This is a genomic window from Mesorhizobium sp. WSM4814, assembly GCF_055811595.1.
The window spans coordinates 262266-285388 of sequence record NZ_JBVVQT010000001.1 but is presented as its reverse complement, the minus strand read 5'-3'; the positions used below and the strand labels follow the sequence as shown (position 1 = coordinate 285388).

19 protein-coding genes and 1 pseudogene are annotated in these 23123 nt (G+C 54.5%); 3 read left to right on the top strand and 17 right to left on the bottom strand.

The window, feature by feature from the left end:
- Window positions 1–170: 170 nt before the first annotated feature.
- Window positions 171–517, bottom strand: a pseudogene (locus AC0L2V_RS01245) (ISAs1 family transposase); the annotation flags it as partial.
- A 177-nt stretch (window positions 518–694) separates the two neighbouring features.
- Between AC0L2V_RS01245 and AC0L2V_RS01240 the strand changes: the two are divergent.
- The 3 genes from AC0L2V_RS01240 to AC0L2V_RS01230 all read left to right on the top strand — a co-directional run bounded on the left by AC0L2V_RS01240 (window position 695) and on the right by AC0L2V_RS01230 (window position 3914).
- On the top strand, window positions 695–1429 hold the full coding sequence (locus tag AC0L2V_RS01240; RefSeq protein WP_473519225.1) for a methyltransferase domain-containing protein: 735 nt from the start codon (window positions 695–697) through the stop codon (window positions 1427–1429).
- 887 nt (window positions 1430–2316) lie between these two features.
- Entirely contained in the window at window positions 2317–2661 is a 345-nt protein-coding gene (locus tag AC0L2V_RS01235) for a hypothetical protein (RefSeq protein ID WP_473519223.1), read from the top strand.
- The gene (locus tag AC0L2V_RS01230) at window positions 2661–3914 is read left to right on the top strand and encodes a hypothetical protein (protein ID WP_473519222.1); all 1254 of its coding nucleotides are present in this window, start codon (window positions 2661–2663) and stop codon (window positions 3912–3914) included. The genes AC0L2V_RS01235 and AC0L2V_RS01230 overlap by 1 nt, the downstream gene beginning before the upstream one ends.
- Here the strand turns inward: AC0L2V_RS01230 and AC0L2V_RS01225 are convergent.
- From AC0L2V_RS01225 to AC0L2V_RS01150, 16 genes are all read right to left on the bottom strand, one after another.
- Window positions 3895–5619 carry a hypothetical protein gene (locus AC0L2V_RS01225; RefSeq protein ID WP_473519220.1) on the bottom strand — a complete coding sequence of 575 codons (1725 nt, stop codon included), beginning with the start codon at window positions 5617–5619 and terminating at the stop codon, window positions 3895–3897. The genes AC0L2V_RS01230 and AC0L2V_RS01225 overlap by 20 nt on opposite strands.
- Window positions 5613–6062 (bottom strand): hypothetical protein, encoded by a 450-nt coding sequence (locus AC0L2V_RS01220; protein ID WP_473519218.1) that lies wholly within the window; start codon window positions 6060–6062, stop codon window positions 5613–5615. The genes AC0L2V_RS01225 and AC0L2V_RS01220 overlap by 7 nt, the downstream gene beginning before the upstream one ends.
- Before the next feature lie 150 nt (window positions 6063–6212).
- Window positions 6213–7412 carry a glycosyltransferase family 4 protein gene (locus tag AC0L2V_RS01215; RefSeq protein ID WP_473519216.1) on the bottom strand — a complete coding sequence of 400 codons (1200 nt, stop codon included), beginning with the start codon at window positions 7410–7412 and terminating at the stop codon, window positions 6213–6215.
- 10 nt (window positions 7413–7422) lie between these two features.
- Window positions 7423–8535, bottom strand: a complete 1113-nt coding sequence (wecB, locus tag AC0L2V_RS01210) for a non-hydrolyzing UDP-N-acetylglucosamine 2-epimerase (RefSeq protein ID WP_473519214.1) — start codon at window positions 8533–8535, stop codon at window positions 7423–7425.
- 170 nt (window positions 8536–8705) lie between these two features.
- On the bottom strand, window positions 8706–9608 hold the full coding sequence (locus AC0L2V_RS01205; RefSeq protein ID WP_473519212.1) for a dTDP-4-dehydrorhamnose reductase family protein: 903 nt from the start codon (window positions 9606–9608) through the stop codon (window positions 8706–8708).
- Between the two features lie 125 nt (window positions 9609–9733).
- Entirely contained in the window at window positions 9734–10762 is a 1029-nt protein-coding gene (locus AC0L2V_RS01200) for a polysaccharide biosynthesis protein (protein WP_473519211.1), read from the bottom strand.
- Between the two features lie 13 nt (window positions 10763–10775).
- On the bottom strand, window positions 10776–11954 hold the full coding sequence (locus tag AC0L2V_RS01195; protein WP_473519209.1) for a glycosyltransferase family 4 protein: 1179 nt from the start codon (window positions 11952–11954) through the stop codon (window positions 10776–10778).
- A gap of 194 nt (window positions 11955–12148) precedes the next feature.
- Entirely contained in the window at window positions 12149–13663 is a 1515-nt protein-coding gene (locus tag AC0L2V_RS01190; protein WP_473519208.1) for a capsular polysaccharide export protein, LipB/KpsS family, read from the bottom strand.
- On the bottom strand, window positions 13660–14721 hold the full coding sequence (pseI, locus tag AC0L2V_RS01185; protein WP_473519206.1) for a pseudaminic acid synthase: 1062 nt from the start codon (window positions 14719–14721) through the stop codon (window positions 13660–13662). The genes AC0L2V_RS01190 and pseI overlap by 4 nt, the downstream gene beginning before the upstream one ends.
- Before the next feature lie 20 nt (window positions 14722–14741).
- On the bottom strand, window positions 14742–15248 hold the full coding sequence (gene pseH / locus AC0L2V_RS01180; RefSeq protein WP_473519205.1) for a UDP-4-amino-4,6-dideoxy-N-acetyl-beta-L-altrosamine N-acetyltransferase: 507 nt from the start codon (window positions 15246–15248) through the stop codon (window positions 14742–14744).
- Window positions 15241–16362: a UDP-2,4-diacetamido-2,4,6-trideoxy-beta-L-altropyranose hydrolase gene (pseG, locus tag AC0L2V_RS01175; RefSeq protein ID WP_473519203.1), complete on the bottom strand. Its 1122-nt coding sequence runs from the start codon at window positions 16360–16362 to the stop codon at window positions 15241–15243. Before pseG ends, pseH begins: the two co-directional genes overlap by 8 nt.
- Window positions 16347–17135 carry an SDR family NAD(P)-dependent oxidoreductase gene (locus AC0L2V_RS01170; protein WP_473519201.1) on the bottom strand — a complete coding sequence of 263 codons (789 nt, stop codon included), beginning with the start codon at window positions 17133–17135 and terminating at the stop codon, window positions 16347–16349. The genes pseG and AC0L2V_RS01170 overlap by 16 nt, the downstream gene beginning before the upstream one ends.
- Entirely contained in the window at window positions 17135–18772 is a 1638-nt protein-coding gene (locus AC0L2V_RS01165; RefSeq protein WP_473519199.1) for an aldo/keto reductase, read from the bottom strand. Before AC0L2V_RS01165 ends, AC0L2V_RS01170 begins: the two co-directional genes overlap by 1 nt.
- The gene (gene pseC / locus AC0L2V_RS01160; protein WP_473519198.1) at window positions 18769–19926 is read right to left on the bottom strand and encodes a UDP-4-amino-4,6-dideoxy-N-acetyl-beta-L-altrosamine transaminase; all 1158 of its coding nucleotides are present in this window, start codon (window positions 19924–19926) and stop codon (window positions 18769–18771) included. Before pseC ends, AC0L2V_RS01165 begins: the two co-directional genes overlap by 4 nt.
- A gap of 53 nt (window positions 19927–19979) precedes the next feature.
- The gene (locus AC0L2V_RS01155; protein ID WP_473519197.1) at window positions 19980–21215 is read right to left on the bottom strand and encodes a lipopolysaccharide biosynthesis protein; all 1236 of its coding nucleotides are present in this window, start codon (window positions 21213–21215) and stop codon (window positions 19980–19982) included.
- 575 nt (window positions 21216–21790) lie between these two features.
- Complete coding sequence (locus AC0L2V_RS01150; protein ID WP_473519196.1) at window positions 21791–23068, bottom strand: sugar transferase; 1278 nt, start codon at window positions 23066–23068, stop codon at window positions 21791–21793.
- Window positions 23069–23123: the final 55 nt, after the last annotated feature.

Genomic DNA, 23123 nt, shown 5'->3' with positions numbered 1-23123 from the left:
ACATCTCGCCCACTTGGGGGGAGATCGGCCGCCGTCCCGGCTTTCGCCAATCTCTGATGGTGCAAGAGTGGGCGGGACACTGAAGCTGCCAATCTCCCCCCTCGTGGGGGAGATGTCCGGCAGGACAGAGGGGGGCGCGAAGGATCGCTACGCAAGGCGACGCGTGCGTTGAAGACGACGTCGAGGGTCCAGTGCAGAGCGTTCTCCAGTGGCCGCGCACGGCATGAGCGGCCCGTTCGGCTCGGGGAGCGATAAGGTACTGCGTGTCGAAGCGGGTTTGTCCTTCAGTCCAGTGCGCGAGCTGACTCGCACGATGGTTGGTGCGTCTGGCAGGCGCAGTTCGCGGGAAAGCGGCGCTGGCCTTGGAGCCAGCCAGCTCGCGGGAGACGGTGACGGTGCGCTGCTTGATGCGGCCATGGCACTTGTCGAGATCGACGAAGCTGTCGAGGCAATCGGCGGGAGCGTCGTCGAAATAGCCCTCGATCTCGGCTCTGAGCGCCGGTTGGTTGGCCTTGACAAAGCGACCTGTTAGAGAACGGCGAAAGTATGCCCGTGCCTGGACACCGCGTGGCCAATCATACGAGTTTGTGTCGGAGATTGAACTTGCCGCGAATTCTCTCGGATTTCCTTCGGGTGGCAATTGACTAGATGATCTTCGGCGAGATAGGCCGATGCGACTGTGAGGAGAATTTCGATGAGCCAAAATTTCCTGCACCGGACTTATCCAGAGATGATCGCGGGGGGCTTCTCACGCGTCGACGGGACCATACAGTTCTATACAAGGGTTAATGCTCTGCTTTCGGAGGATATGGTCGTCGTTGACTTTGGGTCCGGGCGCGGCGGATGGTTCTCTGATAGCGACCTGACATATCGAAAATCGTTACGAACACTTCGGGGCAAGGTCAAGGAGGTTGTGGGTGTCGATGTCGATCCAGTCGTGAAAGACAATCCGTCGGTTGATCGTGCCCTTGTGTTCGACGGCCATCGCATCCCTTTGGCGAATGCGTCTGTTGATATCATCGTAGCAGACCATGTCTTTGAGCACCTCCCGGATCCCGCCGTAACGGCTGCTGAACTGGACCGCATACTCGTGCCAGGCGGCTGGATTTGCGCCAGGACGCCGAACAGGTTCGGCTATGTGGCCGTAGCCAATCGAATTATCCCAGAGAGCATAAAATCAGGGATTCTTCATTTCGCACAGCCCGACCGCAAGGATGAGGATGTCTTTCCAGCCCACTACCGATTGAACACTGAACAGGCGTTTCGAAAGCACTTTCGTGACTATGAGATAGCCGTATTCGCATGGGATGCCGAACCTAACTATCATGGTGGCAAGGCGCTACTCTTCCATCTAATGCGTGCGTGGAGTGCGGCGGTGCCGACAGCCATGGGTAATGCGCTGATGGCCTTTATGCGGAAACCACTTTAGCTTCAGGCCGTGCTAGCTGCGATCTTGCCGCCTTTGATGATGACGACCTTCGGCCGGTTCAACGACACCGTTGCTTCGAATAGTGTGCCCGAGTAAGGTCGTCAGGGTCTCGGTCTTGAATGGAGAAACGCGGTGAATTGCCGAAGCCTTCCGGGAAATGAGCACAGTGGCTAAGGCGGGGGGTAGTGGCCGTTGTTCGCTCGACGGCTTTGCAACCCCCGAGTCGCCCGCACAATTTTGTCGCCAGCAGGATCACATATGTCAGACGAGCCACATGCAGTTAAGCAGACTGAGAATCTTCGAGAAAAGAAGCGGCCCGACGTGGTCTTTTTCGACCCTTGGGAGAAGCACTTCGTTTCCCAGAACGGACGTAGTGATTTCCAGAAGGCTCTAGAATCATCGGTAAGAAACGAGTTTTAGTTTCTGTCCCCGATTCGGATCACGTTTGGTGTCGCTGCGGGTAGCGTGATATCAAAGCCCGACAGTAACTAACCGCGGCCTGGTCGTTCCACCTTACGCCTGCCGACAGGTTGTGCGGTTTCGGATTTTGGGCAAGGATCTGCGCCGCGGTGAGGTGCCGATGGGGGATACAAGGTCGAGACGATAGAAGGCGAAGCCGTGCTGAAAAGCACGGAAGTACAATCCTGCGAAGCCGGCTGCGACCCGGCCGGTCGTACCGGGCCGTGCTGGCAACGGAATTTGGCTACGGGTCGCCCATACCGCCAGCGGCCGGACCAGCGAGTCCCTGTCTGCGTGAACTGCCACCTTTGATGATGACGACCTTCGTCAGATTCAACGACTCTGTTGCTTTCGAACGGTGTGCCCGAGTAAAAGGTCGTCGCGGGTCTCAGTCTTTAATGGAGAAACGCAGAGGATTGCTGGACCGAATGAGGAATACCGACCAAGAAGAACCCCGCGCAAAGGCGGCTGAACGTGCCATGTTTTATGTGGTGGTCGCGATGCTTGCCGCGATGGTAGGCTGGAGCTTTGTCCCTCAGAACCCAACTGCTCCAAGTGAAAAACGGCCCGGGTCCGTCTATTCCGAGGCTAGTCTCAACGAAATGCAGGGCAAATTGGTGAGCCGGGGTTCACGTTGCGACAAGATCGAAACAGCCGATCCGGTTAGCGAGACCTTGGACACAGTGACCGTCACCGTCGCCTGCGAGGGCGACAGGTCATACAATCTCACGCTGTGGTATAACGGTTCATTCAGCGTCGATGAGATCGACTGATGCCGACTACATCGAGCCCCATGCACTACTTTTATTGCCTGGTTTTGTTGTCTGTGGCAGCGCTGGCAAGCCTTGCGGGTTACGATCAGCTGTTTCTTGCCGTCATAATTATGGTGACGGTCTACCTGGCTTTCCTGTGTGACCGGGACAACATCTTCCAGATGACGTTCATGTGCGGACACTGCGCCTTCTTCGCGTATCCGGTGATCCTCTATGGCTATTTCGGCGTCCCGATCAGCGGCTACGCTGTCGTTCTCTGTTCAGTCGGCACACTCGCCGCCATCATGATGTCGAACGCCGCGCCAGCCTATGCCAGAACATACGATCGCTTTAACGTGAGCCTGCGCACCTATCTGGTGCTATTCGCGGTCTACATCGCGCTGCTCTTCGCCACGAATGGTTTTTCCTACCTTTACACGATCCCCTATCTGGTGATCGCGTTTCACCTGCTCTCGCTTGGCAGTCCGCGCCGTCTTGTCGTCGGTGTGGCCTACGCTTTGGGGGTGGCAGCCGTTGTGGCTTACTTCGTCCTCTTCTCGTCCGGTTTCGGTCGGCTCGCGCTTGCGGCACCAATCTTCATCATGACCCTCATGCTGCTGAACTGGCTGGGAATGCCGTTCAGGAAAACCGCGCTGCTGGGGACAGTGTTCGTCGGCGCCTTTCTAGGCAGCCTGATCCGTTCTGATATCTCGTGGAATCTCGACTTGATCGCTGATGTCGCGCTCAAGGATTCGATTGCCACCCCGATCACGATCCTCGACGTGATCTATCACCGAAGCCTTACCGGATATGAAGTTCGGCTCGCCGGCTGGTTTGATCAAGTGTCTCTCTTCTTCCTCGCTGCCGTCCCTAGGGCATTATGGGATGGCAAGCCAAACGGCTTCGGCTTTCAATACACGCTCGACAACCTATCTCAGGATCTTGTGAACGCTGGCTACTCGATTGCCGCAATCTTTCCCGGTGAGCACGTATACTATCTGGGGCCGGTTCTTGGCGTCGCCGGCATGCTGGTGGCAGTAGCCATGATCTGTGGCCTGTGGCAGTTCCTGTGCCGGTACATGAACGGATATCTAGCCGTTGGCATCGCCATCCACCTGCCTACCTTTTATTGGGGCGGGCTTCAGGCTTATGCGGGAAGAAACCTGTTCTGGCTATTGCCGATCCTGGCGGTCGCAGTCCTGCTCCAATTTCTGCAGCGTCCGAAAGGGCTCTTCAGCCCACGACATCAGAAGGTCAGATATACCTTACCTTAACGACGCCCTTTACCATTTCAGCGGTCCCGGTGAACTTCAACATCAAAGCTGTTCCGCTCGGAATCTGGTAGCCCATTTCCTTTCCGATCAAGATGCGCTTGTAGCTCTCCGCAGCCAGGATCGTGCCGCTGCCATAGCTGGTCGTGTCGGCCTGGTCCCGGAGGTCTGCCGTCAGGTCGTGCGCCGCAGCGACGTAGCGCTCGATCTCAATGCATGAAATCTGGGTGTGGTCACCCAAAGCCGGGAGGTTGACCGTTGTCATGGCTTTCGGAAGTGACCCCGTGTCGCCGCGGACCGCAATGATCTGCTCCATCATCGTGACGGGCTTGGTGATATCGCCCATCCGGGTTTGGATATTGGCCATGTGGTCAAGATCCTGGCCGCGAAACTGAATGTTCACATTGTGCTGGTGGTGGGTCTGGTCGCGATCGGTGACGTCTTCTTCGTAGGTGAAGCCCCACACCTCTCGCGCGTCAAGGAACCCAGGCTGCCCAGCAGTGACAGCGTCGAGTACGCCAACGATCTTCCCGCCCTCGGACTCGACATTTTCAAGCACAAAACGGCATCCATTCCACAGCTTGAACTGCGTCAGCGTGTTTGGGATTTCACCATTGTTGACGATCACGATGTTTTTCAAGGTAACCTGGGGAAAGTTGCTGCCGTTTATATAGGCGGCTGAACGATCCAGGAGAGGGGCATGGCCACCGGCCCCATTGTCCCACAGTTCCATCTTTTGACCTTCGAAGTGGATACCGGTGCCGACACGCTGCCACACCCCAGGGCTGGTTAGTTCAAACTGGACGAGCTTGCCATGGAAGACGAAGCTCCCGCCTTTCCAATTCGCGAGAAATCCCGCCTTGCACAGGAAAACCGCTGCCTCGTCCTTGTTCTTGATGGTGGCCAGCTCTGGATTTTCGTAGCGACAGTTCCAGAAATTCCAGTTCACGGCCTGTTGATTGGCGCATTCAAAACCGTAGTAGCATTGCGCAAAGGTGCAATCCATGAAGGTGAATTCGGAACACATCACCGTGCCGCCGATCGCAAATACCTTGAAGAAGTTGTAGAAATTCACGCGGTAGAAAAACCACGAGCGCAGCATTCCACCACCTTCTGCCCCGCTCTCTGTGACGGTCAGCCCTACCTGCTCATCATCGACCCCGCTCGATCGGAGGGTCAAATCCATCCAAACGACGAACTGCGAATGACGGCAGGAGAGAGTGGCCGAGGATCCAGCAAATTCGATGATCGTGTTGTCAATTCCAGAGCCGCGAATTGTAAGACCAGTCAGACCGGTAAGGGGCGCGAGCTCAGTTGCCCCGTCTATGACCAACACTCCCGGGGGGAGAACAACCGTGCGGCACTTGAGGCGCCCAACCCCGTCCACAAGGCCGGTCTGGGCAGCGCCGACAGCGGCGGCGAAGAGCGCGCCGTCCCTCGCGTTACCGTCCATCCTCGGGTTGAAAGCTGCGAATTCTATCTCATCCCGGGCATTCGGAAGGACGTACAGCTTCACGCCGTCGTCTGTTTTCAAGTGATGGTCGGCCGCCCCGGAGGCGGCCACCCGGTACCGAAAGCCCCGCACTTCCACCACGTCGCCGGCGCGGGCGCCAGCATTATTGGTCGAGGCTTCGGATGAAGTCGGACCCAATCCAGCGGCTATGGCTGCCCCTGCCGATAGTGCACGGCGGCGGGTGACTTTCAACACGCTTGATAAGCCGTCCCCTGGCTAGGCTGGCCGCAGAGAAAGCCCCTTTGAGTGAGAACAGCAGCCAGGTCACCACCGTCCGGCATGAAACACTGGACGACCACTTTATCCCCCAGCTTCGATCCGGTCTTGCCGTCGCATGGGGTGCCTGAACCAACCGGTTTACAAGTCACAACCATCCCTTGGAAATCTCGTCGCGCCGCTTCTGTTACCATGTCACGCAAAGCCGGAGACTTTGTCGACGCAGCACCGCACAGCACGATCTTATGGCCCCCCATCCGCAGATCGTCTATCGAAGAGATACCGAGCTTTCCGGTGAAAGGCGCAAGCGCCGCACTCGGCGGTGGGCGTCGATTGTAGGCCTTGTGCTGCGAGGCGGTGAAAGCCATGTAGCCGACGGCAAATACCAGTGCGACAACAGGAATGACGATAAATTTGTTCATCGATCTTTGTAGACCCTCAATCACCATAGTGCCGTACGCCCATCCGACAAATACATGCGACCGCCAGTTCGGCCAACTATTTTACGAGAGGGAAAGGCGCTCCCACCTGGAACGGGAACTCAGCGCCCTCCCAAGGCGCAGATCTCGGCATTATGAAGATGGCGTGGAAAGCGCTTTTACGATCTGCGACACCGTCTGCTCAGCGGAGAACTGGCTATCGAACAATCGCCTACAGCGTTCGGGCAGATCGGCGTCAGTCTCTACTTGCACCAGCAACATTTCAGCCTTTGCCACCAGTTCATCCATCCGATCGTTCTGGCACACTTCGCCAACCCGCTCACTTCGGATCATATCGACCAGGTCATTGCCGGGGTTCAGTCGCACGAGCGCGGGAAGGCCACTTTGCATATAAGTCAGGAACTTGCCTGGTATGTTGTGTGATTTGTGGCGGAGATCCAACGAGACAATCCCAATCCGACACTGTGCGTAAAGGTCGGGGATTTCATCGGGGTGGATCTCATCGAAAAACAACACATTAGTGAGACCGCGAGCCTGCGCGATTTCTCTAAGTTTTCGAGCCTCACTCCCTCGACCGACCAGCAGGAAACCCACGTCAGCCCGGAAGGCCATTCTCTGAGCCAAGTCCAGTACAATGCCGACGCTTTGGGCCACACCCATGTTGCCCGCGTACACGAACAGCTTGCGCCCGGCCAACGGCGTCTCACTGACGCGGATCGAACAACTCACGTGTGAAGGTTTTCCCAGCCAGTTCTGCAATACCTCGAGGACGCGACCCGACTTCCGCCGCCAGCGATCGAAGTAAACCAGGTTGCCCGGCGTCTGTACGCCGATCACATCAGCCACCGAATACTGGTAGCGCGCGACGGCATCGAAAAACCGGTAAGGTAGACCGCGCCCCATCAGGCCCATATCAACCGCCCATTCGGGAAAGATATCGCGAATGATCAGATACCCCTTGCAGCCACTTTCGCGCTTTAGCGCGCTCGCCATTGGCCCATGGAAGATGGAAGGGGAATACCAGACAATTCCGTCCCATTGCTGCCCCGCCAGGGGACTTCTGCGCAAACTACGCAACATAACAAAAGGCATGACGAACTCATTCCAAGTACGCCGCACATAGCCAATTTCCTTTGTCGGCGGCGCTCGCAGGCGCAGAACCGTCACCCCATAAAGCTCTTCAATTGCCCAGGGGCAATCCAAACCGGCCTCTGGCAACATGACCGTCAGGCTGTGCCCTTGTCGTGCGAATTCTCGCGAAAGATCCCTCAGCTGCACCGCACCCGACGTTCGCAGTGGCGGAAAAGTATCGGCAATCAAAGCGATCCGCATCTATCGCCGCTCAGTACTTCTTCCACACAACACGGTTTATGTAATCAGTATAGCTGTGGATGATGCGCACCACCTTTTCGCTGACGTTGGGCACGTTATAGTCGGGAACCAGGCGAAGGCCGCGCTCGGCGCCACGCGGCTGGCTTTCCAGGATTGCAAGGCCTTGAGATACCCTGTCTACATCCAAGCCCACCATCATTACCGCCCCCTCCTCCATTCCCTCCGGACGCTCGTGGGCTTCGCGCAAATTGAGCGCTGGGAAATTCAAGATGGAGGACTCTTCCGTAATCGTACCGCTGTCGGAAAGAACCGCTTTCGCATTCATCTGCAAATGCACATAATCTAAGAAGCCGAAGGGCTTCATAAAATGGATCCTAGAGTTCACCTCCAACTGCAACGCGTCCAATCGCGCACGGGTTCGCGGGTGCGTCGAAACAATGAGTGGAACGTCGTGATCCTGCGCTATGCGATTGGCGATCTCGGCAATCCGGGTCATTTTATCTGGTGCGTCAACGTTTTCCTCGCGATGAGCACTCATAACGAAATACTTCCCTCTTTCAAGAGAAAGCTGCCTCAGGATATCCGATTTGTTGATCTCATCTATATAGTAATTCATGACCTCAAGCATCGGGCTGCCCGTCTTTATAATTTGATCGGGTGCAATCCCTTCTCGTAGCAGGTAGTCTCGCGCGATGTCGCTGTACGTCAAATGAATGTCAGCAACATGATCAACTATTTTTCGGTTTATCTCTTCCGGCACCCGATAATCGAAACAACGATTTCCCGCCTCCATATGAAAAACAGGAATTCTCAATCGTTTGGCGGCAATAGCGGCGAGACAGCTATTTGTGTCTCCAAGCAGCAAAACCGCTTCCGGCCGCCGTTCCCGAAGCAACTTGTCGGTCGCCGTGATCACGCGGCCAATGGTTTCAGCAGCGGTGCTTCCAGAGGCTTTAAGAAATACATCAGGGCCGCGAATTTTAAGTTGCTCGAAGAAGACTTCATTCAACTCATAGTCATAGTTCTGACCCGTGTGCACGAGACATTGGTCACACGATTGATCCAACCGCTCGATAACACGTGACAATCTGATGATTTCGGGGCGCGTCCCGACGATCGTCATAACCTTTAGCCTATTCACCAATCCACTCCGCACATTAAAATTCTTAGGGCTGAACAATGCCTTGGTCTACTACCTAAGGCCGCTTTGAGCAAGATACTTGCCTCTGTTTTACAGTAAATCCGCGCAATACATCCGCCCGAAAAACTCTCTCAAAAGTGGAACCAAATCACCTACTTTTCAATGATTGATTCTTTGTATTTGAGATAGCCTTTGTGCATTTTTGATATAAGTTCTGGCCATGGGTCTGGTGAAAATCCCGTCTTACTTCTAAATTTCTCGGAGTTCAAAGAACGATTGACTATAACATTACCATCCGGAATTATTTCTATTTCCTTCTGGTAGACCTTCGCAATTAAGGATAAAAGCTCAAACTTGTTAATTGGATCGGCCGACACATGAAAGAGGCCACTCAATTCGTCACTTGGAATTACAAAATCGCTGATCACTCGCGCAATCTCGACCGCGGGCAGGCCAGAGAAAATAGCATTCTTGTAGCCCTTGACTTGGCCGTTCTGACTCAAGAACCAGTCTACAAGACTTTTTGCACTGTCCAGTTCGTGGCCGATTATTGACGTGCGGAGCGTCACCGCATTCGGGTAGTCAACCTCACCCAGAAACTTCGTTCTGCCGTACAAATCGTTCGCATCGGGAAAATCGGTTTCTAAATAATCTCCCTTGCTGCCCGAGAACACGCAATCCGTGCTCACATGCACCAAACGGGCACCGGCCACGCGGCAAAATTGAGCTAGGCGATGAGGGAGAGACGCGTTGATTGACAGCGAAGTGAGATGGTTACGCGAAGCGTCAAGCTGCTTGATGACACCAACACAATTTACCACGATGTCCGGTTTGGTGTCGGCAAACACGAGCACCAGATCCCCATCGTTTCCAACATCGATGTTGGAAATTAGCCCATCATGCTCGTGAGGGGCAAAATAAGACTTTTTGGACGGGGATCGGAGGGTTCCAAAGGTCACATAACGATGATCGGCGAAGAAGAAGCGGAAGACCGCATTTCCAAGCATTCCTCCAGCGCCCAGGACTAAGATTCTATTCGACTTCATGTCACGCATCGTCTTTCTGGTGCGAGCCTTAACCATACCGCTCAGAAATCTGTGCCTTGGACCGCCTATTCAGAGCAAAACAGACAGTTTTTCACCGGTCATTACAAATGGGGGCGAAGGTCAGTCCGTCCGCATCACTCTTCAGGTTCGACATGCTCACCACGGACAATAGCCTGCACAAACCGCAGCTTCATCAATAGCGCCTGCATTCCCTTGACATCCAACCTTGTGGTGTTGTGCGAGTTGTAGTCCGTCGAGTGCGAAATCTTGATCTCGCCCTGCTCGAAGAACTTTCCATAATTCAGATCGCGCAAATCCGGCGGCACTCGATAGTAGTCACCCAAATCTTCTGCAGCAACCATCTCCTCTCGGCTGAGCAAGCCCTCGAACAGTTTCTCGCCATGGCGCGTACCTATTATACTGATTGGGTGATCGGGAACTCCTAGCAGTTCAGTCAAGGCGATGGCCAAAGTTTCGATTGTTGCGGCCGGAGCCTTCTGCACGAAGATCTCGCCGGGATTGGCGTGCTCGAAGGCATAGAGCACCAAGTCGACGGCGTCGTCCAATGTCATCATGAAACGCGTCATAGTGGCATCGGTGATGGTGATCGGCCGCCGGGCACGAATTTGAGTGGCAAACAGCGGAATTACCGAACCGCGAGATGCCATCACATTGCCATAGCGGGTGGCACATATGACGGTATTGTTGCTTGAGCGCGACTTGGCAACGACGACCTTCTCCATCATTGCTTTGCTGATGCCCATGGCATTGATCGGATATACCGCCTTGTCCGTGCTCAGGCAGACCACGCGCTTCACATTGCAGTTTATGGCTGCTTCCAAGGTATTTTCTGTGCCGAGCACGTTCGTCTTGACGGCCTCAAGCGGGTAAAATTCGCAGGAGGGTACCTGCTTGAGTGCGGCAGCGTGATAAATGAAATCGACTCCGCGGACGGCGTTGAGAACCGATTGGTAATCGCGTACGTCCCCGATATAGAACTTGACCTTGGGACTGTTGTACTTCTTGCGCATGTCATCTTGCTTTTTCTCGTCCCGACTGAAGATGCGAATTTCAGCCAAATCGGAATCGAGAAAACGCCGCAGAACAGCGTTTCCGAATGAACCGGTACCGCCGGTGATAAGTAGGGTCTTGCCGGTGAACATCAAACGTCCTTTTCTAACTTTGATTGGCCGCGACAGAACGGAACATCTTCAAGGTGTCCGATCGTGCCTCGTCAGATCCGACGTAGCGTTTCGCGTATTCGATCGTAGCCATTTGGACCGATCGTTGCTGTCGAGTATCTCTGTCCGCTGCGACCGCTATTTGCTGTCGCCATACATCGATTGATCCGAGGGGGGCTACAGTGATTACCCCGGATGAGACCTCCCGCCAAGGTGTTCGATCACTTACCAGGACGGGCGTGCCGGCGCGCAAAGCTTCAAAGATGATATGCCCGAAATTTTCCCCCAGCGTAGGAAACGCGAACAGGTCATATGCAGCAAACATTGCGGAAACACCACCAGGCTCCAGCATTCCACGATATTCGACGCTGATATGGGAAGGGAGGCGTTCAATCATCGCCTGACAATTCCGCCAATAGCTCGCGTCCTCTATAGGGCCAAAGATCGCGAGTTTGACCTTGCGATCCACTCCAGAGAGAATCTCAAGGAGGCCAACCAAATTCTTCATCGGCGAAATACGAGATATGAAGGCAATCGCCAGTTCGCCGGCCATTTTAGACGTACGTTCCGACACATTGTAACAAACATCTCCCGCGGACACCGGATCGGCGGCGAGATGAATCTTGCTTCCCGCATGTCGAAACTGACGCAAGATATCTTCTGCTTCCGACGCGGTGGAGGCATGCCAATGCACATCCCGATACAGTCCAACCAGCCTGACGAAATCCAGATAGGTCCTTTTCTTGAGGCGCTTGATTGAGAGTGCGCCCGCAGAGAATTCGCCTCGCGGTGCAATGCAGATGTTCGCGCCATTTTTCCGGACCGCGCGTTGGTCGAGATAGATCGAAATAGATGACCTGTATCCAAAGAAACTGTTGAGATACAGAACGTCGAAACTGTGTGGCGCGGCCGCCTTTGCCATGCCCCTCGCGCCAAATGTGCTAGGCTCGGCATAGTATATTGGACCACTCGGGGTATGCACCCATTCATTCGCACGGATTCCCGAATACGGCTCATCCGACCCTAAATCACGATCCCTGGTGAAGATTGAAAACTCAACGCTACCGGCCAGAGCCTCGCGCATGTTGGCAAGCGTGCGAATCGGCCCCCCCCCTTTGAAGCCTGGCAAATAGAAATCCGCTACACACAGAACTTTAATTTCGTTCGACGTCATGCTCACACACGGACGATACGGCTGCAGGGTGATTTCGATCCGCCCTTTCAAAAAGATGACATAGAACGCCGCTCACGATCTCACCAATGCTCTCATCAGAGTTTCCCTGCCGGAAGTCGCGCGAAGCCACTTGCCGGAGTTCGTTTCACGAACAACGCCATCATCGTTCCGAAGTGCAGCTTGTGACCCGGCGTTTAGCCATCGCAAATATTCTCGCTCAGTTCAGGAGCTCGGTCCACATGGCCCGGTACGGCTATCTCTTTCCGTTTCAAATTGTTCAAATGTCCGAATTTTAGCAACTCACCATAGACATGCTTGGCAGCCTGAGCGGCGCCCTCGTGGCCAATCATAAGATTAAGTGTTCCCGGCAAGGTAGACAGCCAGTAGGCGCAGACGAAATCATGATTGTATTTTTCATCCCAACTTGTCGCCGAGGCCAGGCCATCCAAAATGGTGCGACGCAAGTCTGCAGGATTAACTACCCGGATGACGCCCTTATGAAACTCGTAGAATACCCGACCATACAGAAACACCCGCTTTTTAAGCAAAAGCGCTTCGTAGCCAACGGTGCTGGTGAGGGTGATGATCCCGGCCGATTGTTTGATCAACTGCTTGGTTGGCTCGTCAGGCCCCAGCAGCCTTACATTGGGAAGGGACCGGACGCGACGATAGAATTCGAGCGACGGGTACGCCCACGCGCTGATGTGATCCTTAACGTACAAGCGAACGCCTTCGGGCAGACTAAAGGCGATGTTGCGGATCACTTCATATTCATCGAGGTAAGCCCCAGCCAAGATGGATGTTGAGGCCTCAGGGTGGAAGTGGATCGGGTATAGCAGAAATCGCTCTCCAGTTACCGGTTTCTGGTACATGCGGCGAACCCTGCCGACTTTGAATCGACGACGCACATTGCGCAGCAAGAGGCCTATGTGCGTGCGTAGGGGGTTGCCGATCTGGAACGAATTGATACGACTGTCGAGCAAGTGACGAATCAGGGCCTTGATCCTGCCGATACGGTCACGCCTGAAATAGCGCTTAATCAATGCGACACGTTCCAGGCCATTGATTTTCATGTAATCGGGAACGATCGTCTCGATATTGGCGATGTAATTGTCCACCCAGTGGTGAACATTCGGTTCCACGGTCTTCTGCCCATTTTGGATTGCGGCAAACGCTTTCTCAACCGAGTCATCCGCTAACGGATCTGCAGAAACGGAGAACCGACCGGGCAGGCGAGAGCCGCCTAGGCCAATATAGACAGCCTTCCGTTTCTGGGCCACGAAGAGCGCGAAGTGCGCGAATGCATTGGAGACATTCTCATATAGAACGAAATCCGTTCCATGCTTGTCGAATATTTCCTCGAAATAGGTCAGCAGAGCACTTTTAAGTCGATCGAAGAAATCGAGATCGGCACAGTCTCCCCAGATCCCATAGGCCAGCGCACGCTCGAAATCGGAAAGCAGGGCAGAGTTCAGATCATATTCAGCATAGCGGGTAAGAATATCAAAATCGACATGATGGTTCGCAAAGAAGGAAGAAAAGTCGTAGATCTCGGTGAAGCCTACGGAATCCAAGCCGTTCTCCTCACGAGAAAACGCGCTATCGACAGCCACGACTACTATGGCGCCATCACTACGGAATTGCGCGGCGAGCGCGTTGAAAAAATGAAAGTAGTTCGGTCCGCTATTTGATAGAAACAATACGTTCATCTTGGGGGCCAGCCTTCAATCAATTCGGGGAGCACGGCCGTTGCGGAACGAATGTCCTGTGTCACTGTACGGCCCAATACTATTTCAAGATTTTTGGGCGCAAGTCCAAATCCTGGACGCACGCTGCGTATACTGTCTCGGGTGATGACATCACCTGCCTTCAGATCTCTCACAAAATACAGCGATCTGCGAAACTTGACATTCGCTTGCTCGCTCGATTTACGCCCATAGTCCACCTTGCCGAGCGCCTGCCACGCCGTTTTCGCGCTAGCGCACAATGCGGCCATTTCGGCAGGCTCCAGCGAGAAACTGTCGTCTGGCCCACCTCCGCTGCGGTCGAGGGTGAAGTGCTTTTCTATGATCGAGGCGCCTAAGGCCACGCTGGTGATGGCAGTAGTATTGTCGAGCGTATGGTCTGAAAGGCCCGTAACCAGCCCGAACCGCTCAATCATGTCGGATACGGTGTGTAAATTATAGTCTTCCGCCGGAGCCGGGTAACCGCTGACGCAATGCAGGATCGCCAGTTCCGTGCAGCCGCCTCCACGGGCGGCGTCGATTGCCTCTTGTATCTCTTCGGCGTCGGCCATGCCCGTCGAAATGATCATGGGCTTGCCGGTGCTGGCAGCGTATTTGATCAAGGGCAAGTCAACCGCCTCAAATGAGGCGATTTTGTAAGCGGGCGTGTTCAAGTCCTCTAAGAGATCAATCGCCGTACTGTCAAAAGGCGAACTGAAGATGGTAATGCCCAGCTTGCGGGCATGATCAAACAAAAGCTCATGCCAATCCCATGGCATATGAGCCTCTTCGTAGAGTTCATACAGCGAGCGCCCATTCCACAAACCGCCCTTAATCTGGAACTCCTCGCTGTCGCTGTCGAGGGTGATCGTGTCGGGCTTGTAGGTTTGGAGCTTGACGGCGTCCGCTCCGGCCTTTTGGGCCTCTCCGAGTATGCGTAACGCCGTTTCGATCTTGCCGTTGTGGTTCGCGGACACTTCGGCAATTACATAGGGTGGCTGATCCCTCCCGATCCGACGTCCGGCGATCTGGATAGAGGTCATTTGTGTTCTCCCAAGACGTTTCACTCGGCTTTCCAGTCGTTTCTGAGCAGCCCGAAGCAAATAAGGGAATGATACAATCCCTGGATGCGTTGTTGGTCGCGCAATATGCCCTCCTGGGTGAAGCCCAGGCGTTCGTGAAGCGCAATAGAGGCTTTGTTGAAATCAACGGCCTGGCCGCAGACCTTATGGAGGTTCAATTCGCGAAAAGCAAAACTTAGCGCTGCGGAGCCAAGTCTTTTCCCAGTTCCTTTCGCTGCGTCTGGGCCCGCGTAAAATCCCCAGTTCGACACCCCCCCGTCGGCAACATTGTCAAACTGCACATAGCCGATAGGGACTTCTCCATCCACAACTATCATCAGCCGCCGCGTTTTATCATTGCGCGCTTGGAAGAACCAATTGCGGTGCTCGTCCAGGCCGATTTCGTGCTGCGTAAACATGAAACGACGCACGTCCCAATGGTTTCGCCATGCCAGCACCATCGGCAGATCGTCAACAATCATGGGCCGAACGAGATAAAGCTCAGACATATCCACCGACCATCCGATCTGCAATCCGGGAAACGCCTTCTCCGTCCGTGATCTTTGCGGTTGCGTTGCTTAGGTCAAGGAGGAACTGACCAACTGTCCCTGACAACAGATGCTCTTGCAAACGGGTCGCAATTTGCGAAGCCTTCTGGACAGCCACAGCCGCGCCTGACCTTTGGAGTGCCGCGGCCACGGCATGCTGGTTGTCCGCCAATACCAATACGAAGCTGGGCAGGCCCATGCAGCAGCGCTCCCAAGAAGTGCTCCCAGCGGCGCCAATGGCAACGTCACTTTCGACCATCAAGCGAGCCATGTCGTTCACGCCGACCAGAACCTGGGTCGGGCGGCGCATTCCGGCCGCATGGACCAGCACTTGATCCAGCCAAGGAGCGTGAGGACCCATCACCACGACAATATGCAGATCGGGCGGCAGGTCGCAGGAATTGAGGGCATCAAGGACGTGTCCCGTTGCATTGTCCTTGTCGACGCCACCCATGGCAACCAGCAGCTGCCGTAGCCGGGGGACGTGTCGGCGGGCCAGACTCTCAGCGCGCAGCCGCGCGAACTCCGGGCGCAGCAGGGCAAAATGCGGGCCAAGAAGCGTGCGGGCTTTTGGCGGCAGAAGACTCGTATAGTCGGCTACATTTCGCCCCAGGCCCGGGTCCAGCAGCAAATCACAGTCATGCGGTCGATCAGCCAGATCGTCCATGACCATCAGCCGTCGGCAGTACGGGCGCAGCGCCTGTTCCCAGCGCCTGTCCAGAGCGTAGTGATCCACCACCAGCCAGTCGACCGCTCTCTGCAGGACATGGTGCGTGTGTTCAGCATCGGCCGCCCAGTCGGTTCCAAGCCAACAAGCATGGGCTGGGTCCTCAATTTTCCGCGCCGTATTGGACGGCATCAATACAGGCAGAGCTACTGTCGTATGGCCTCGCTGCATAATGGAGTCCAGAAGATTCCCATGGTGCGGCCGACAGATGAACAGGCATTCCGCCCCGCGCTCGCGAAGCGCATCGGCTAGCGTCAGGCAGCGCATCACATGGCCTGTCCCGATCTGAATCGAAGCATCGGCCCGAAAGCCGATGCGAAGTCGGCTTGCCATCACCAGGCGGTCCACCCGCCATCCACCCGGATGTCCGCGCCATTGATGAAAGTTGACGCCTGCGAAGCAAGCAACAGAACAGCTCCCTGGATTTCTTTGGCGTTGCCCACCCGCCTCAGCGGCACTTTATCAGCCAAGCGGCTCACAAAAGCTGATGACTTTTCCTGCACGGAAGGCGACGGAAAAGGTCCTGGTGAAACGGAATTCACCCTTATGCCTTCGGATCCAAACTCGCAGGCTGCATACTTCGTCCATTGCACGAGCGCCGCCTTCGCAGCTCCATAGAAGGGAGGGTTTGCTGTTCCTTCCGCATCGTAAACTCTGAAGTCGGGACTCACCGATGCATACATGGAAGCCACATTGATCACCGACGCATCACCTGAAGTGCGCACCGCGTTGCGTAGGCACGGGAGGGCAGCTTGCAGCAGGCTTTGCGCCGCCACCACGATAATTTCGTAGCTCTGCCGGTACGGCGTCTGACTAGAGGTCTCGATCGTTCCCGCGCCACCTAGATACGCATTGTTGATCAAGCAATGCAGTGGATTTGTGCCTCGGCGTTCGAAAAATTCCCTAACCGCTAATTCATCCAAAATGTCAAAAGCAGCAGTCCGTGCCTGGTAGCCGGCCTCTGACAAAGCAGTTACCAACTCCTGGCTCCGCTGCTCGGAGCGTGAATTCACAAGCACGCAGGCTCCTGCTTCTGCTAGGCCCCACGCCATCGCACTGCCAAGATGGCCCGTTGCCCCGGTAATCATGATATCGCGGCCTGACAACGAAAATCGTTCCATCAAACGCATAGCCTGTCCCGCATCCAAAGGGCAGGGTCTATGCTTCGAGCATCAATCTGCGGACGCGTTTCGCGTGCATACTGCACTTCTGAGACGTCGAGCGGCGGATTCGCAAGGCAGCCCAGATTTTGCGAAAGTTGATCAATCGTCTCCACGCCAATGACAATGCCATCCACCCAAGGAATCCCAGCAGCGAAAGCAATACTTAGATCTACCAGGGAAATCCGGCGGAACTTCTTTTGCATTTCATCCAACCAATTCCATAATATTTCTGGATTGCAAACGTGAGCCTTCCTCCAATGCTCAATGTCTCGACTGTTGATCAACCCTTGCAATAGAACGCTCCGGACGTGAACTGTTATATTTCTATCAGCCTTTGCTCGTTCGATATTCGCATCGTTGGCGTCCCATCGATAATCTAGAATGTTAAATGGAATTTGAAGGTGAGAAACGTCTTTATCATGTAGAGATAAATTCAGCTCTTCTGCGTTCTGGATTGAAACCCCTAATTTTTTTATTATCCCGCTATCACGATGTTCGATCAATCGTTTCCAAACGTCACCATTCCAGGCGTGCAGATGACTCGCGCGATGCAACAGCAAGGTGTCGAGTTTCTGAACACCCAAAGCGCTCATCGAGCGAAACAGGCTACGATCAACAAAGGCATTGATAGTCGCAGTTGACGCATCTTGGGGACAATCGTCGAGGGGTGCCAGTTTGGTAATAACGTGAACTCGATCTTGCCATCCACCAAGAAGGACATGCCTTATGACTTCCTCACTGTCGCCATAAGCTCTCGCCGTATCGATATACCTCACGCCATTGGCGATAGCAGTCCTGATAAGCTTGCGACTGACTTCCGAGCTGGGCTGGCCATTCGCGTTGGCGATACCATACTTAAAACCAAGCTGAGCCGTCCCCAATACGAGTTTGTTGCTAGGCCCATCGACTTGCGGTTGCAGGCCTGCCCCCTTCAGCCACCGACTAAGCTCTATTGCCCCTACGTCAATTGGATCGGCTATATCTCTGAATAGCTGCTCAACATGAAGGTAATCGTCCAGAACGTCGACAGTACACCGGCGATCTCCCATTTCTTCCTTTATGTACTTTTCAAAATAAGCCGGCCCAAACTTCCTTATTACGTATGGCGTAACATGCTCCAAATCATGCATTTCTTGGGCAAATCGATGAGCTTCTCTCAAATGGCATAAGCGCGTGACCTCTACGCTTACTCCATAGGGTAGGCCCGACCTGCTGCCGTTGCAGGCAAGATATTCAAGTTCTCGATTCAGAAAATCTGCTTCAATTTCATCTATGAGACTGCCGTCTGGAACGATGTTGTCCGCCGTCAAACGAAACACAATCGTCTCGTCCTCAAACTCACTTAGCGCCTCAACGTAACGCGCCAATGTATTTTCCAAGCTGCCTCTGTAGTACGGAAGGCCATAGCGTCGCAAAATACCGATAAGTACATCATCGCTCTCATGCGTCGAAGTGGCGACGATAACTTTTCGCCCCGTATTGGCGGCCCTTTTGGCCGCCAATACAACGATGGGCAGCCCTGCGATGGGTAACAAGACTTTCGCAGGCAACCTGACAGAACTGGTCCGCGCCTGTATAACGACAATACTGGTCATGCCAGGATCTGCTTCAAGGTCCCAACTACCTCGTCCAGTTCAGTATGGGTCAACGTCGGGTGCATTGGGATGCTGATAGCTTCCCGATAGTAGCGTTCGGCCTCCGGAAAATCGCCGTTTCGGAAGCCCATCTTCTGGTAGTAGGGTTGAGTGTGCACCGGAATGTAATGCAGATTGACCATAATCTGCCTGGCACGCAACGCCTCGAAAACCTCCCGATGGGAGGCGCCGATATTCTCCAGTTGCAGGCGGATCACATATAGATGATAGGCCGAATAGCCGTCGGGATGCTGCCACGGCAGGTTAAGTGGCAAATCGGCGAGCAGAGTATTATAATAGTCGGCGATCTCATGTCGCCGCTTCACGTAATGGGTCAGGCGATTGATCTGGCTAACGCCCAGTGCAGCCTGCATGTCGGTCATGCGATAATTGTAGCCGAGAGCCACCTGTTGATAATACCAGGGGCCGTCCATGGGCTGTGTCATAAGCGCTGGCTCTCGGGTGATGCCGTGGCTTCGAAGCAGACCCAAGCGGGTTGCCAACTCATCATTGTTGGTCAAGGCCATCCCGCCCTCAGCAGTGGTGATGATCTTTACCGGATGAAAACTGAAGACGGTGATGTCGCTGTATCGACAGTTTCCGATTGGCTCTCCCTTGTAGCGACCGCCGATGGCATGTGAGGCATCTTCGATGACCTTGAAGCCGTATTTCTGACCGAGAGCATGGATGGCCTCCATATCGCATGGCTGTCCGGTGTGATGGACAGGCACCACAATCTTCGGCAAACGGCCAACCATTTCAGCTTCGACGAGCTTTTCCGCCAGTGCTTTTGGACAGAGGTTGTAGGTGCGCGGATCGATATCCACAAAATCCACCCGAGCGCCGCAATAGAGCGCACAATTGGCCGTGGCTACGAACGTGTTCGGCGTGGTCCAGAGCAGGTCGCCAGGTCCGAGATCCAGCGCCAGACAGGCAATGTGAAGTGCCGATGTAGCGCTGTTGACAGCTATCGCATGAGTGCTGCCGGTATGGGCCGACACACTCTGCTCAAACGTCGGGATGTTGGGGCCTTGAGTAAGGTTGACGGACTTCAGAACGTCCACAACCGCATCGATGTCAGCCTGCGTAATGTCTTGTTGTCCATAGCGGATCATAAGGTTCTGACCGTGTTTGAGCAAAGTTTGAAGTTAAGCCATTGACTTCGGCGCTAGTGATTTCTGTCGATTTGATGGTAGGCGATGGCTTTCCAGACCATGATCAGCGTGAACGAGATCGTCATGCCGATAGGAACCGCCAGTTCAGCGTGACTTCCGCTCAGGCACCAGGTCGATACAACAAATACCGGCAACGCAGCAATGTGACTGTAGATAATGGGCTTGTCGGAACCACGGGCATAGAGAGCATAGTGGGGCACCATGCCGACGGCATTGATGATGGCCGCGAGCAGAACCCATGGATATAGGCCAAGGGCGTGCTGATAGACGGACTTGCCCACCCAATCCAGCAGGTAAGGCAGTGACGCCCAGCTTGCAAAGCCGAACACAACCGAAGTTGCCAGGGTCTGAAAAAAAATCTGTCGCACCTTTGCACGGGCAAGGGCGTATTCCTGATTGTGGGCATGGCTGATCAGTGCCGGGTAGCCGAATGAGAACACACCCGCGTCCAGAAACACCATCAACGTTCCAGCAACGCCGAGGAACAACACATAGGCACCAACCGTCTCTATGCCGCCGAGCGCCTCCATCCAGTACCGATCGGCTGTCTGAATACCCCGCAAGGCGAGGGTCGCAACCAAGAACGCCGTGCTGACGGAAACACCCTTCTTGACCCAAACCCAATCAATCGGCCTGGACCAACCACCAATATTTAGTTGCCCCAGCCTCCAAATACCCAGTGCTGCGGCGGCGACGCCTGCACATGCCCACAGCGCCATAATAACACCGAGGTTTCGACTTCCCGCATCCCCGATCATCAGTGCCACGATCGCAATCGCCCAGCTGCCTTGGCGCACGAATAACGTTATGCTGGCGGCCACTTGGTCCGATAGCACAATGAGCAGTCGGGCCACTTCCTGGTTGAAATGCTCTAACGCCAAAATTGGGACGAACCACCACAGCAGATACGCTGGCCAACCGGCGTAGATCAAGAACAAGACGAAGGCCGGGACTACAATCAAGTAGAGGAAGCAGCACAAGCCCAATTGTCCTTTTAACATACCTCCTCTCTGGCCTTCGGGAACTTTCAGAATTTCGCGCGAAACAAAGACGTAAAAATCCAAGCCGACCAAAAAAACACAATAGCCAACTGTGGCCGTGAAAAGCCCGTAGTAGCCGACTGAAGCGGGGTCGAGGTACCGGGCTAGGAAAAATACAAACAGAAATCGAATGAATAGCGTAGTGAAACGCAAAATGACGTTTACCAGCCGGGTCGCTCCGGCAGCCAACCGATCATTCCCCCGTCGCGCGGGCACTGAGCTTCTGTTCAACGGTCGCCAGCCTCGACTCCGACACGCACCGTCGCTCATTCATTGACCTTGCACGCGAAAGAAGCGCGAGAGTCGTAATACTAATAGTGGCAGTTGACTTCTCACAATAGCGGTCACCCACGTGTCCTCTTAGGCGTGACCCGCGTGTCCTCTTCAACTGCGAAACTCCTCCGCAAAAACTCGACATTTCTTGGTAAGCGCGTGTGAGAGGTCGCCTGCAGTACGTGGCCGCTCCCCCATACCGGACTCAGAGTGGGTTGTAAGCAGGATCCAGCGCGGGTCTTTCGCCGGAGCCGTTCCTCGAATCCCTGGGCAGGCAGGAAGTTAGCAAAATAGGCGCCGTCCTGGCCGGTAATGCCGGCGATAAGCGCTAACTTCCCGGTCGTTGTCGCTTCCGCGGTCTCAATAGGACAATATCTTCATCGCTGATTAGCCTCGGAACGGATCCTCGTCCAAAAAACGTGCTGCTCCGACCACCCCGGGACATCAGGTGAGTTAGCCTCGTCACATCAATCGTCGATCTTTGCCGCATGTCAACGCGCGCCAAAACCTGTCAGCATGGTTCGGATGGTACGAAACACAATCAGCACGTCGAGCCAAGGGGAGAAATTCTTGATGTAGTAGAAGTCGTAGTGAAGTTTTTCCAGGACATCGTCGACGGCCGCAACGTGGCCCTGGTTGACTTGCGCCCATCCGGTAATGCCGGGCCGAACGATGTGGCGGTATCGATAGAATGGCAGCTCGGCCTCGTACCACTTGGAGAGTACGAGTGCTTCCGGGCGCGGTCCGATCCAGCTCATCTCGCCACGCAGAATGTTGAAGGCCTGCGGCAATTCATCGATCCTGGATTTTCTCAAGAACTGCCCAAGGCGCGTGATGCGCGCATCGCCGGCCTTTGTGATGGCCTCTTCCTTTTCATCGCCAACCGGGGGGCCGAGTTTCATTGTCCGAAATTTGTAAACTTCGTAGATCTTTCCTCTGTAACCCATTCTCTCTTGCCTGAACAAGGCCGGGCCAGCTGAGTCAAATTTTATCGCTGCCGCCACGAACAAGAGCAACGGCGAAGAAACCACTAGAATAACTAGCGCAGATATCCAATCGACTGCCTGTTTAATCTTTAAATAAGCATGGTTTGGATTCAAAGATCCTAACGTATTTTCGGAAAGATGCTCTATTTCTACTCGGCCCGTAAGCGATTCGCTGATCTGCTTGACATGATAGACCGGCGTTCCCGAGAGCGCGCGATCGGCAATATACCGTTCCCATTCATCCGAAAGATCGGCTCGAAGGTCGGCCACCACACCGCTTGCATGTTCGACAATCGTCTCGGGCGAATGAATCCGGTGCCAACAAACGCCTGGTATATCTTCCAGCCTATCAACATCTCCTCCGGGGATTACTGCCAACCGGTATGGGTCGAGCCGCCGTGTGGCCAAGCTCAAGCCAAAATACCACAGGGTGGATTGAATGAAGCTCGCTGCGGCCTGAAACCGGCTATAATCAAACCTGAAAAAGAAGATAGCCATGAATACGAGGCCGTAAGTCAGGGCGAAGGTGGGCAGAATGTAACCAGCCGCCGCCACACCCGGAAAATTGCCGATGCGCTTATAAAGCAGGTAACCCGACGTGTGAGCGATGAGGGCAGCAAAGATCGTAACCTGCATGTTCGATGACCAAATCACATGTTGGCCGAACGACATGCGGATGAGCGCCGGGAACAGGATCGCGAATGTCAATCCGCCTAGCAATTGAAAGCGCATCCGAAGCAGAAGATGCCTCTGGTTGGGCAGGTTGACAGTTGAGGTGTTCAAATTCGTGAAGCCACTAACCAATTTAACTGATCATCCGCCAAGACAAGCAACAGAT